The following is a 12,396-nucleotide window of genomic DNA, read 5'->3' on the forward strand; positions in this document are numbered from 1 at the left end:
CCGCTCCGCCATAACGGCGCAGCAACAGGCCATTTTTTTCTAGCTCGGCAAGATCCTTACGGATAGTCACTTCTGACGTTTCAAAGCGTTGAGAGAGTTCGTCAACGCTGACGCTGCCCTGCTCGGTAAGCAAGGTAACGATGGTATGACGACGCTGTTGCGTGTTTCGTTTCGACATGTAACCTACCAACTTTCGTTTCGAAACTTATGGTAGTGAAAACACATCAAAGATCAAGAAAAGAACACAAAAAGTGACGAGAAATAAGCGGATAAAAAAGAAATAACAAAAAAGCCCACCAGCAACAGCTGATGGGCTTCTAAGATGGTGCGGAAGGAGAGACTTGAACTCTCACACCTTGCGGCGCCAGAACCTAAATCTGGTGCGTCTACCAATTCCGCCACTTCCGCATATTTTTATGATAGCTCAGCGGGCGGGCTGAGTACCAATTGTCTTGGTGCGGGGGGAGGGACTTGAACCCTCACGTCCTTTCGGACACTAGCACCTGAAGCTAGCGCGTCTACCAATTCCGCCACCTCCGCAAAAGGTGGATAACCCGGTGACGAAAACGCAGACCGAATTATAAAAATAATGGTGGCTACGACGGGATTCGAACCTGTGACCCCATCATTATGAGTGATGTGCTCTAACCAACTGAGCTACGTAGCCACTCTGTCAGGCGTAGTGCCTTAAGACGCTGCGAATTATGCGGATCTGGGCGAAAGTCGTCAAGGTCTGGTTATTGTTTTTTTTGCGATTTTGCATTCATTGGCTGCAATAATCGCCATTTTGGACAATTTAGCGGCAAAGCCTACCGAGGAGGTGGCGGATAGCGTTGAACGGTGGGAAGAAAAAAACCAGCCTGGAGGCTGGTTTTATCTGATAAGGGTGGGGTCTCGACAACTCACCCAAGAGGCATTACGCGCTTATACGTTAAAGCGGAAATGGATCACATCGCCATCTTTTACGATGTAGTCTTTGCCTTCTAGGCGCCATTTACCGGCTTCTTTCGCGCCGCTTTCGCCATTGTTCGCAATATAGTCTTCATAACCGACTACTTCAGCACGGATAAAGCCTTTTTCGAAGTCAGTGTGGATTTTACCTGCCGCTTGCGGAGCAGTGGCGCCAATTGGCACGGTCCAAGCACGCACTTCTTTAACACCCGCCGTGAAATAGGTTTGCAGGGTAAGCAGTTCATAACCGGCGCGAATCACACGGTTAAGGCCTGGCTCTTCCAGCCCCATTTCTTCCAAGAACGCAGCCGCTTCTTCGGCGTCTAACTCGGCAATTTCGCCTTCAATTTCCGCGCACACGGCAACCACGGTGGCACCTTCTTGCGCGGCAATCTCACGTACTTTGTCGAGGTAAGGGTTGTTTTCAAAGCCATCATCGTTGACGTTGGCAATGTACATAGTGGGCTTAAGCGTCAAGAAGTTGAGGTATTGTACTGCCGCTTCTTCTTCTTTGCTTAGCTCGACAGAACGCAACATGTTGCCTTCTTCCAGCACAGGCAGCAGTTTTTCAAGCACTGTTAGCTCAAACTTGGCGTCTTTGTCGCCACCCTTGGCTTTTTTGGTGTTGCGCTGAATGGCGCGCTCACAGCTTTCAAGGTCGGCCAGTGCCAGCTCGGTGTTGATAACATCGATATCATCCGCAGGGTCGACTTTACCGGCAACGTGAACAATGTTGTCGTTTTCAAAACAACGTACCACGTGACCAATTGCATCGGTTTCGCGGATGTTAGCGAGGAACTTATTTCCTAAGCCTTCACCACGTGATGCACCGGCTACCAGTCCCGCGATATCCACAAATTCCATGGTGGTTGGCAGCACTTTTTGGGGGTTAACAATCTTGGCTAACGCATCCAAGCGCAAGTCAGGCACAGGCACCACGCCTGTGTTTGGCTCGATGGTACAGAATGGAAAGTTAGCTGCGTCAATGCCAGCTTTGGTCAGTGCATTAAACAGAGTGGATTTACCTACGTTTGGTAGGCCCACGATGCCACATTTAAAACCCATGAGATGGTAACCCTTTAATCAAAAATTACTGTGCTTTGAAGGTATGCAGACGGTTTTGCGCTTTGGCAAGATCGTCTTTGAGCAAGATATCGAGGCTACGAACCGCCTCGTCCGTGGCCTGTTCGATCAGGCTTTGCTCGTTGGCGGGGGCTTTGGTGAGCACATATCCCGCTACCTTGTCTTTGTGACCCGGATGGCCAATACCAATCCGGAGTCGGTAGAACGATTTATCGTTAGCTAATTTACTGATGATGTCACGCAGGCCATTATGTCCTCCGTGTCCACCGCCTTGCTTAAACTTTGCCACACCCGGTGGCAAGTCTAGCTCGTCATGCGCCACCATGATGGCATTGGCGGGAATATTGTAAAAATTAGCCAGTGCTTGAACGGCTTTACCGGACAAATTCATGTAAGTGGTTGGGATCAACAAACGCAGATCTTGACCGTGTACGGTAATGCGGCCGGTCAGGCCAAAAAACTTTTTTTCTTCTTTCAGCGGTGCATTGTGGATCCGCGCAAGTTCTTGCACGACCCAAGCGCCCGCGTTGTGGCGTGTTTGGGCATATTCTGGCCCCGGATTGGCCAATCCAACTAATAAGCGGATCTGATTACTCACGATGTTTCTCGCTGTTTATCTACCCATCATAGCCGGTGAGCATTCTGCCCACCCCAAAAGGCGCCATATCCTACCATTGTTACGACTCAGCGGTCGAGTCAGCACTGAAAATAGACAGATAAAAAAACGCCCTGCACAGAGGCAGGGCGCTGTTACTAAGGATGCGTCTATTACGAATTAAACATCGCAGAGATGGATTCTTCGTTGCTGATACGGCGAATCGCTTCCGCTAGCATGCCAGACAGAGTCAGTTGTGAGACTCGGCCGGTAGCTTGGATTTCTGCGCTTAGCGGAATGGAGTCGGTCACCACGATTTCATCGATGACAGATTCCGCAATGTTTTTCGGCGCGTCGCCAGAAAATACAGGGTGAGTCGCGTAAGCGAATACACGTTTAGCACCACGGTTTTTCAGCGCTTCAGCGGCTTTACACAGGGTGCCACCGGTATCGATCATGTCATCAACGATGATGCAGTCACGGCCTTCAACGTCACCAATCAAGTGCATAACTTGAGACACGTTCGCACGTGGACGACGTTTATCGATGATGGCAATGTCGGTATCGTCGAGCAGTTTTGCGGTTGCACGCGCACGAACCACGCCGCCGATGTCAGGAGAGACAACAACAGGATCTTCCAAGTTCTTCGCTAGCATGTCTTCAAGCAAAACAGGGGTGCCAAAGATGTTGTCGACAGGCACGTCGAAGAAGCCTTGGATTTGCTCTGCGTGGAGATCAACGGTGAGGACGCGGTCAACGCCAACGTTGGAAAGAAAATCTGCAATAACTTTTGCGGTGATAGGAACACGGGAGGAACGTACGCGGCGGTCTTGACGGGCATAACCAAAGTAAGGGATTACTGCGGTTATACGACCTGCCGATGCACGTCGGAACGCGTCTATCATCACGACCAATTCCATTAAGTTGTCATTGGTCGGTGCACAGGTAGATTGGAGGACGAACACGTCACTACCGCGCACGTTCTCGTTAATCTGAACACACACTTCGCCGTCAGAAAAACGGCCGACAGTGGCGTCACCCAGTGACATGTAAAGACGGTTTGCGATACGTTGGGCGAGAACGGGTGTCGCGTTACCAGCGAACAGCTTCATATCAGGCACGGTGGAAACCTCGGGTTGCATCCATTTAGTAGTCACTGACTCACAGTTTGCTGCTGTAGCGCATCAAGTAGGGGTGAACGGTTCAACCCACGTGCAACAAACCCTGTCAGCCAGTTAGGCATTATGTCGAGTGTGGCCTGGGCATCTTGTGCGGTGTCAAACTCGGCAAACACGCACGCGCCTGTCCCAGTCATCCTAGACGGCGCGTATTCTAGCAGCCACGAAACAGCCTTATCAACCTCGGGGAATTGTTTACGGGCTATCTTTTCGCAATCGTTTTCGTATTTTTGCCCCATTAGCTCAGAAACTGTGCGCTTTGGCGTGTTTCTTTGCAACTGAGGATGCGTGAAAATTGCAGCGGTCGAAATCGACACGTCCGGCTTAACCACTAAGTAAACTTTTTCTTCCGGTAACACCGGTGTAAATTTTTCACCCACGCCCTCAGCCAATGCTGCCTGACCATGAATAAAAATAGGCACATCGGCACCCAAACGCAATCCAAGAGCCGCCAATTCATCAGCGCTGACTTGGGTCTGCCATAAATGATTGAGCGCAACCAAGGTGGTGGCGGCATCTGATGAGCCGCCCCCTAATCCACCGCCCATAGGGAGCCGTTTGTCGATATTAATGTGCGCCCCGTAGGGACATCCTGTGTGGGCTTGCAGCGCCTTGGCGGCTTTGACAATCAAATTATCGTCTTCTTTCACTCCTTCCATGGCAGGGCTGAGGCTGATCGTCCCTGTTTGGTTAGGCGTAATGGCAAGGGTATCGCCCACGTCCAAAAACTGAAACAAGGTTTGRAGTTCGTGGTAGCCGTCCTCACGGCGGCCATTGATATACAAGAAGAGGTTCAGTTTGGCGGGAGCGGGCCAAAATGTGGTGTCATTCATCATCAAGCGTCCAATTGGAGATAACCAGCTTTACGGTTTGCTGGGGGCTTTTTAAGGTGATACGCGAAGGCAGCGCCGGCTGCGTGCTACCATCGTAACCGAGATAATCAATGGTCCAGCCTTGGGCGTTGCTTAAACGGGCGAGGCGGTTGTCATCGCCGAGCTCAAATTGATCTCGCGATTGTGGCAAGCCAAGCAACCAAGCGGGCAGCGCGTCAATCGGTAACGACATGCCGGTCAACCGCTCAATTAAGCGAGCTGCATTTGAGTCGGTATAAACTTGGCCTTGGTCATCCACCACGGTGGCACGCTGTGGATCGATAGTCAGCGAGAGCAGCGTGGTCCCTAAAAAATTGGTCAGACGGAGCGTGGATTGTTCTGGCTGATGATGCCAATACAAATTCGCTGAAAACCGCTCTTGGGGTGAAATAAACGCGACCTTGCCTTTCGCCGTGTACCTATCGATGGCCGTTAACGCCGACTGATGCGCTTGCCATTGGGTCGACGGTGGTGGAGCGGTGGCACAGCCCGATAAAATAGCAATACAGGCGGCGATGACGCAGGCGCGTAGGGGAGCAAGCATGTGCTGAGTATCCTTTCTTTGACGTCAATAAAGCGGCATCAGGGCCGTGATGCGCTTACTTTGCCACAAGCTGTGCGGAGAAAGAAGACGCCTATCGTGCCTGTATCCGTGCATGCGGTACGGGTTTGGCGAGGAAGCCACCAATCTCGCGAGGCTTCACATTTCCACGCCAAGAGGATGATGCATATCAATGTTCGCTTTAATTCACGGGGGCCATCAAGTAAAATCCTCCGCTCCAATCCTTACTGGTGCTGTCGGTAACAACGCTTCATGAGCCTGTTAGTTCTCGGAATCAATCACAAAACGGCCCCCGTTGACTTGCGGGAGAAAGTCGCCTTTTCGCCGCAACAACTGGAACAAGCGTTGCAGCAACTGACCGACCACCCTCAAGTGCGAAGCTGTGTGATCGTCTCAACGTGTAACCGCACTGAGCTGTACGCCGACATGCGTCAGCCGGGGATCGGCGTGCTGGTGGATTGGTTGACCAATTTTCATCACCTAAGCAGTGATAGCCTGATGGCGAGTATTTACTATCACGAGGAACAAGCGGCGGTGAAACACCTGATGCGCGTAGCGTGTGGGTTGGACTCTTTGGTACTCGGTGAGCCACAAATTCTAGGCCAAGTAAAGCAGGCTTATGCCAGTTCCGGAAAAGCCAATCTGATTGCGGGCCCGCTGGAAAAGCTGTTTCAAAAAGTGTTCGCCGTTGCCAAGCGGGTGAGAACCGAGACGGACATCGGCGGCAATGCGGTCTCTGTTGCTTTTGCGGCTTGTACCTTGGCGCGTCAGATCTTTGAGTCGTTATCCGACGTCACCACCTTACTGGTCGGGGCGGGTGAGACGATAGAATTAGTGGCCAAGCACCTGCATGAACACAAGTGCAGCAACATTATCGTGGCCAATCGGACTCAATCTCGTGCGCAGTGTTTGGCAGACCAATTTAATGCGCAGGTGATTGGGCTTGAAGCGATCCCAGAGCACTTGGCGAAAGCAGATATCGTGATTAGCTCAACGGCCGCCCCTTTGCCGCTTATCGGTAAAGGCATGGTAGAAAAAGCACTGAAACAGCGCCGTCACCAGCCAATGTTGCTGATCGATATCGCCGTGCCAAGAGACATTGAAGAAGAAGTGGGCAACCTAGCCGACGCGTATCTGTATAGTGTGGATGATTTGCAATCTATCGTGGAACGCAATCGCGAACAGCGTAAAGTAGCCGCGATCCAAGCCGAAGCGATCGTGACGGAAGAAAGCGCCGATTTCATGCGTTGGCTACGCTCACGAGAGGCGGTTGATAGTATTAAGCAATTCCGCACTCAATCGGAGCAGATCAAACAAGCCGAGCTTGAACAAAGCATTCAGGCGTTGGCCAATGGCGCAGATGCCGAAAGCGTATTGCGCCAATTGAGCAATCGTCTAACAAATAAACTGATCCATACGCCGACACAGGCAATGCAGCAAGCAGCACAAAATGGTGAGCCAGAAAAACTGGCGGTGATGCGTGCCTGTCTTGGGCTGGACAGTGATAACTAACGAAGAGATTTATGAAAGCATCAATTTTAGCCAAGCTAGAATCACTGGCCGAGCGTTATGAAGAAGTTCAGCACCTGTTAGGTACGCCAGAGATCATTAACGATCAGAACAAGTTCCGTGCGCTGTCCAAAGAATACTCTCAGCTTGAAGAAGTGATTAAGTGTTTTGGTCAGTTCAAGCAAGCGCAAGAAGACTTGGTAGCCGCAGAAGAAATGGCAAATGAGGACGACCCAGAGATGCGCGAAATGGCGCAAGAGGAAGTCGAACAGGCCAAGCAGAGCATTGCCGACTTGACCGACGAGCTGCAAATCTTGCTCCTCCCCAAAGACCCTAATGATGATCGCAACTGCTTCCTTGAGATCCGTGCCGGCGCCGGCGGTGATGAGGCCGCGATTTTTGCAGGCGACCTATACCGTATGTATAGCCGTTATGCCGAGCAACGTGGCTGGAAGATTGAAATCATCAGCGCGAGCGATGGTGAGCACGGCGGTTTTAAAGAAGTGATCGCGCGCGTGGCAGGCGAGGGCGCATATGGTGTGCTGAAATTTGAATCTGGCGGCCACCGTGTCCAGCGCGTGCCGGCGACAGAATCGCAAGGCCGCGTACATACCTCTGCGTGTACCGTTGCCATTTTGCCTGAAGTGCCAGAAGCAGAAATTCCAGAGATTAACCCTGCTGACTTGAAAGTGGACACCTTCCGTGCATCGGGGGCGGGTGGTCAGCACGTTAACACCACCGACTCAGCCATTCGTATCACCCACTTGCCAACCGGCACAGTGGTGGAATGTCAAGACGAACGTTCACAGCATAAAAACCGCGCCAAAGCGATGTCAGTACTGGCCGCTCGTTTGATTAAAGCGGAAGAAGAAAAGCGCGCTGCCGAAGAAGCCTCAACACGTCGTAACTTGTTAGGCTCAGGCGATCGCTCCGACCGTATCCGTACTTACAACTATCCACAAGGCCGAGTGTCTGATCACCGTATCAACTTAACCCTTTATCGTTTAGATGAAGTGATGCAAGGCGATTTGGATAGCTTGGTTGACCCTGTGATTCAAGAGCATCAGGCCGACCAACTCGCGGCGTTGTCAGAGCAACAATAATTATGACTGCCACGATTAGCGCACTGTTAGCGGATAGTACCCATGAATTAAGCGCTGTCGGGCATGGCTCGGCGGCCATTGACGTGAAGGTGCTGCTTTGTCACGTGCTCGATCAGCCCACCAGTTATTTGTATACCTGGCCTGACCGTAAACTGACCGCTGCTCAGCTTGCCCAGTTTCGTCAGCTGTTTGCGCGTCGTCTGCAAGGCGAACCCGTGGCGTATATTCTTGGCTATCGCGACTTTTGGACGCTGCGCCTGTCGGTATCGCCCGCGACCTTGATCCCACGCCCAGAAACGGAACTGTTAGTCGAGCAAGCACTGGCGGTGTTACCGGATAAGCCATGTCGGATATTGGATTTAGGTACAGGCACGGGGGCGATTGCATTGGCGATTGCATCAGAGCGTGCCGATGCCACCGTGGTGGGCGTCGATGTGATGCCTGAGGCGGTATTATTAGCCAGCCGGAATGCACACGACAATCAAATCACCAATGCGCACTTTATTCAAAGTGATTGGTTTGATGCGCTCAGCGACATGCAGCCTTTTGATCTGATTGTCAGCAACCCGCCCTATATCGACGGTGCCGATCCGCATTTGCAGCAAGGCGACGTACGGTTTGAACCGGCGAGTGCGCTGGTGGCAGACGAGAGTGGGCTGGCAGATATTCGCCACATTGGTGCGACTGCGCGGACATATTTGGCCGCATCTGGTTGGCTAATGGTAGAGCATGGCTATGACCAAGGCGCAGCAGTGCGCGCGCTTTGGCAACGACAAGGATGGGGCAATATTGCAACCCAGCAGGATCTCGCTGGGCTCGATAGAGTCACTGTCGCTCAGAACGTATAATTCTAACTGACTGGAAGCAGGAACTTTTTATGATCTACATGGCACTAAAGCATACCCATTTATTGAGTATTGTCTTGAGCCTTTCGCTATTCGTGATCCGCTTTTTCTGGGTGATGCGTGGCAGTGAGATGCTCAACAAAAAATGGGTCAAAGCGACACCCCATGTTGTCGATACCGTATTATTGACCACCGGAATTGGCCTGATTTTTGTAACAGGTTTTGTGCCATTTACGCCAAGCGGGGCGTGGATGACCGAAAAGCTGACTTGTGTACTGGCTTACATTGCGCTCGGATTTGTCACCTTGCACTACAGCCGTGGCAAACTCTTTCGCACCTTTGCGTTCTTTGGCGCCTTGGGTTGGGCATACGCAGCAGCCAATTTAGCGTTAACGAAAGTACCACACCTAATGGGATAACAGGATGCCATTAACCGATCAACAACTGGATCAGCTCACACTGGCAGAGGGCGCCTTAACATTGAACCACGCGCTCGATCCGTCGATCGATGTTAATCACGTTCAGGCCTCACTGGAGCTGTTGGCGGACGAAGCCGAACATCTGCTGGGCAGCGAACCCGATATGGCTTTGCGCCTCGAGGGCTTGCGTCGCCTTTTCTATCATCAATGGCAATTTACGGGCGACTTCGAGCAATACTTTTCCTCGGAGAACGTCTTTATTCACCATGTACTGTCGCGCAAAAAAGGGATCCCAGTCTCGCTAGGTGCGATCTTTTTGTACCTGTGTGAGCGCCTCTCGCTACCCGTCAAACCGGTAGGCTTTCCAACTCAGCTGCTGTTGCGCATTGATGAGTTAGAAGACACCCCCGTATACCTCAATCCATTTGATGGTGAGCGTGTTAGCATGCGAACCCTGCGTGGCTGGCTGATAGGCAGTCAAGGGCCTTTTGCTGAGCTAGAGCCATCGCACCTTGAAGTGAGTGACCACCCATCGATCATTGGTCGCTGGTTGGCCGTCGCCAAAAGTGCGTTATTGCGCGAAGAAAAGTACGCGATGGCATTACGTTGTAGCGAACTCGCGCTAACCTTTAGCCCTGACGACCCATACGAGATTCGCGATCGCGGCTATATCTTTCAGCAACTCGATTGTGATCGGGTTGCGGCGACCGACTATGAGTACTTTATTGAGCAATGCCCGGATGATCCGGCGGCAGAGCTGTTAAAGATGCAAGTGAAAGTGCTCAACGAAGAACAACCGACTTTACATTAGCGCGCTACGTTTAGTGCGACCAAGGAACTGACCATGACGCAAAAAACCGTTCATATTGGCGATATGCCAGTGGCTAACGACCGTCCTTTTACGCTGTTTGCTGGCATGAATGTGCTGGAGTCTCGCGATTTAGCGATGCAAATCTGTGAGCACTACGTCAAGGTAACGGACAAACTGGGCATCCCTTATGTCTTCAAAGCCTCCTTTGATAAGGCGAACCGTTCATCCGTACACTCATACCGTGGACCGGGAATGGAAGAAGGCCTGAAGATCTTTGAAGAGCTGAAAAGCACCTTTGGCGTCAAAGTGATCACCGACATTCATGAGCAAGAGCAAGCGGCACCCGTAGCGGAAGTGGCGGACGTGATCCAACTGCCAGCGTTCTTGGCCCGCCAAACCGACTTGGTGGCAGCGATGGCCAAAACCGATGCGGTGATCAACGTGAAAAAACCCCAGTTTATGAGCCCAGGCCAAGTGGGGAATATCGTGGATAAATTCGCGGAGTGCGGCAACGAGAAAGTGATTTTGTGTGAGCGTGGCAGCTGCCACGGTTACGATAACTTGGTCGTAGATATGCTGGGCTTTGATGTGATGAAAAAGGCCTCTAACGGCAGCCCGATCATCTTTGATGTTACTCATGCCCTGCAATGTCGCGATCCGATGGGCGCTGCATCTGGTGGCCGTCGCCAACAAACGGTGGATTTAGCGCGTGCTGGTTTAGGGACCAAGATTGCGGGCTTGTTCATTGAGGCGCATCCAGATCCAGACAACGCACGTTGTGATGGCCCTTCAGCACTACCGCTGGATAAACTCGAGCCTTTCCTTGCGCAAATGAAAGCGCTGGATGATGTGATTAAAAACTTTGCAGAGATTGATATTCGCTAATTCGCGAATGATCGAGACCTATAAAAAGCTGCCCATTGGCAGCTTTTTTGGACTCATAAGTAAATATGATGCTGTAAAGGTGACAACGTGTAGTCAGAGAGTACTGTTAAAACCAGCCTTTGTGGCCATTTACATAGGTCGCTTCAAACTCTTTATCTGTTTTGATCAGATAAATGATGAATTCAACAAAAGCAATAATCCCTATAACTATGCTAGGGATACCAAGCAAGATAAAGCCAAATAGGAAGGCTAACAACATGATTAGGCCTTCTTTGGTATAGCCAAGATAGAATTTATGTACGCCAAATGCCCCAAAGAAGAAAGCCAACAAGGCTGCTGGTATTTTCTTTGAGCTGGTCGAGGATACTGCTTCACCGAATACAGCGGTAGCCTTTCCATTGGATAGCGCAAAATCAACATTCATACCAGTCTCTGGTAGCGTGCCAGATTTCCACTCGTCCATTGTTAGATTATATTCAATACCGTCTTCACCGGTGATCAGACCTTCGCGCTTTGTATTGTCAAAGCTCTTTATTACCCCTTTCATTTTTACTCCTGTAGCGTAGAAAAAAATAGACAAAGTTTTTAGCACACTTTTACTTATTGTCCAGTAATTTATTTTTATGTTGAACTGGCTAGACAGTTTTTCAAGGAGTCACACCTTGTTGCATGTCTTCGTTTAGGCGCGTTACTAAATAGTCAATCAGAGTGCGGAGTCGTTTGGGCATCAAGGTACGATTGGCATACACCAAGCTGATGGGTACCGTCGGCATTTGCCAGTCGCTAAGCAGTTGGACCAAACGACCTGACTCAAAGTGCGGACGACATAAGAACGTCGGCAATACCGCAATGCCGAGGCCATCAAGGCATGCCTGCAACGAGGCTGTAATGGTGTTGACCCGCAGCTGATAGGGGAGGTCGACACTAAAACTCTGCCCCTGCTTGTCAAATAACTCCCACGCTAACAGCTTCACTGCTTGGTTATACACTTTGACTTGGCGATGCGGTGAACGAAGATCGGCAGGACTTTGCACCATGCCAGTTTCGGCTAAATACGCTGGGCTTGCCGCTACCACACGGGTTGAATTGGTGAGCAGGCGTGAAACGAGGTTTGAGTCTTTGCGTGTCCCGACTTGCGCGTAGAGGTCAATGCCTTCACCAATAATGTCGACTTCACGGTTACTCATCTCAAGGTGCACGCGGATATGCGGATGCAGCTTGATGAACTCGTTGATGTAAGGCCCCAATACCTGATGACCGAGCTCAACGGGCATCACCACATTTAAATCCCCTTGGATCAATTCTTGGTGAGCGGTGATTTCAACTTCTGCCTGTTCCATGATGTCTTTCGCCAACAGGCACGATTGGTAAAAGCGCTCGCCCTCTGCGGTCAGCTTTAAACTGCGCGTGGAGCGCGTGATCAAACGCACACCTAGATTGCGCTCAAGGTCAGAGACTTTTCGACTGACCGTCGATTTTGTCATTCCCAGTGCCTCAGCCGCTTGCGTGAAACTGCCTAATTCCACCACTTTCACTAGGATGGCGAGCGCATTGAAGTCCAACATCCTTCCTCTGATTAGGTT

General features: G+C 51.1%; 14 protein-coding genes and 3 tRNA genes. 6 read left to right on the forward strand and 11 right to left on the reverse strand.

Features of this window, described 5'->3' with window-relative positions; all coding sequences use genetic code 11:
* From BZJ17_RS08230 to lolB, 9 genes are all read right to left on the reverse strand, one after another.
* Window positions 1-178 (reverse strand): DeoR family transcriptional regulator (locus BZJ17_RS08230; protein WP_131826803.1); only part of this gene is annotated, 178 nt, incomplete at its 3' end.
* A gap of 145 nt (window positions 179-323) precedes the next feature.
* Window positions 324-408 (reverse strand) — tRNA-Leu (locus BZJ17_RS08235).
* A gap of 45 nt (window positions 409-453) precedes the next feature.
* Window positions 454-540: transfer RNA gene (locus BZJ17_RS08240), tRNA-Leu, on the reverse strand.
* Between the two features lie 50 nt (window positions 541-590).
* Window positions 591-667: transfer RNA gene (locus BZJ17_RS08245), tRNA-Met, on the reverse strand.
* Between the two features lie 257 nt (window positions 668-924).
* Entirely contained in the window at window positions 925-2,016 is a 1,092-nt protein-coding gene (ychF, locus tag BZJ17_RS08250) for a redox-regulated ATPase YchF (protein ID WP_069587380.1), read from the reverse strand.
* Between the two features lie 25 nt (window positions 2,017-2,041).
* Window positions 2,042-2,632: an aminoacyl-tRNA hydrolase gene (gene pth, locus BZJ17_RS08255; protein ID WP_077640409.1), complete on the reverse strand. Its 591-nt coding sequence runs from the start codon at window positions 2,630-2,632 to the stop codon at window positions 2,042-2,044.
* Window positions 2,633-2,802: 170 nt separating this feature from the next.
* Entirely contained in the window at window positions 2,803-3,750 is a 948-nt protein-coding gene (locus tag BZJ17_RS08260) for a ribose-phosphate pyrophosphokinase (RefSeq protein WP_131825056.1), read from the reverse strand.
* A 32-nt stretch (window positions 3,751-3,782) separates the two neighbouring features.
* Window positions 3,783-4,643, reverse strand: a complete 861-nt coding sequence (gene ispE / locus BZJ17_RS08265; RefSeq protein WP_077640410.1) for a 4-(cytidine 5'-diphospho)-2-C-methyl-D-erythritol kinase — start codon at window positions 4,641-4,643, stop codon at window positions 3,783-3,785.
* Window positions 4,633-5,223, reverse strand: coding sequence for a lipoprotein insertase outer membrane protein LolB (lolB, locus tag BZJ17_RS08270; RefSeq protein ID WP_077640411.1), 591 nt, complete (start codon window positions 5,221-5,223; stop codon window positions 4,633-4,635). The genes ispE and lolB overlap by 11 nt, the downstream gene beginning before the upstream one ends.
* A gap of 270 nt (window positions 5,224-5,493) precedes the next feature.
* On the opposite strand from lolB, the gene hemA reads away from it, so the two are divergent.
* The 6 genes from hemA to kdsA are packed head-to-tail and all read left to right on the forward strand — an operon-like array spanning window position 5,494 to window position 10,813.
* Window positions 5,494-6,753, forward strand: coding sequence for a glutamyl-tRNA reductase (gene hemA, locus BZJ17_RS08275; RefSeq protein ID WP_069587376.1), 1,260 nt, complete (start codon window positions 5,494-5,496; stop codon window positions 6,751-6,753).
* A gap of 11 nt (window positions 6,754-6,764) precedes the next feature.
* On the forward strand, window positions 6,765-7,853 hold the full coding sequence (gene prfA / locus BZJ17_RS08280) for a peptide chain release factor 1 (protein ID WP_069587375.1): 1,089 nt from the start codon (window positions 6,765-6,767) through the stop codon (window positions 7,851-7,853).
* A 2-nt stretch (window positions 7,854-7,855) separates the two neighbouring features.
* Window positions 7,856-8,701 carry a peptide chain release factor N(5)-glutamine methyltransferase gene (gene prmC, locus BZJ17_RS08285; protein ID WP_077640412.1) on the forward strand — a complete coding sequence of 282 codons (846 nt, stop codon included), beginning with the start codon at window positions 7,856-7,858 and terminating at the stop codon, window positions 8,699-8,701.
* A 32-nt stretch (window positions 8,702-8,733) separates the two neighbouring features.
* Window positions 8,734-9,117, forward strand: coding sequence for a SirB2 family protein (locus BZJ17_RS08290; protein ID WP_077640474.1), 384 nt, complete (start codon window positions 8,734-8,736; stop codon window positions 9,115-9,117).
* 4 nt (window positions 9,118-9,121) lie between these two features.
* Entirely contained in the window at window positions 9,122-9,928 is an 807-nt protein-coding gene (locus tag BZJ17_RS08295) for a tetratricopeptide repeat protein (protein WP_069587373.1), read from the forward strand.
* A gap of 33 nt (window positions 9,929-9,961) precedes the next feature.
* Complete coding sequence (kdsA, locus tag BZJ17_RS08300) at window positions 9,962-10,813, forward strand: 3-deoxy-8-phosphooctulonate synthase (protein ID WP_077457326.1); 852 nt, start codon at window positions 9,962-9,964, stop codon at window positions 10,811-10,813.
* Window positions 10,814-10,919: 106 nt separating this feature from the next.
* On the opposite strand, the gene BZJ17_RS08305 is transcribed toward kdsA, so the two are convergent.
* Together BZJ17_RS08305 and BZJ17_RS08310 are read right to left on the reverse strand one after the other, a co-directional pair.
* On the reverse strand, window positions 10,920-11,360 hold the full coding sequence (locus BZJ17_RS08305; RefSeq protein WP_077640413.1) for a TM2 domain-containing protein: 441 nt from the start codon (window positions 11,358-11,360) through the stop codon (window positions 10,920-10,922).
* Window positions 11,361-11,460: 100 nt separating this feature from the next.
* Entirely contained in the window at window positions 11,461-12,375 is a 915-nt protein-coding gene (locus tag BZJ17_RS08310) for a LysR family transcriptional regulator (RefSeq protein WP_077640475.1), read from the reverse strand.
* Window positions 12,376-12,396: the final 21 nt, after the last annotated feature.

This window comes from Salinivibrio sp. IB574 (genome assembly GCF_001996205.1).
In the GTDB taxonomy this organism is placed as follows: Bacteria; Pseudomonadota; Gammaproteobacteria; order Enterobacterales; family Vibrionaceae; genus Salinivibrio; species Salinivibrio proteolyticus.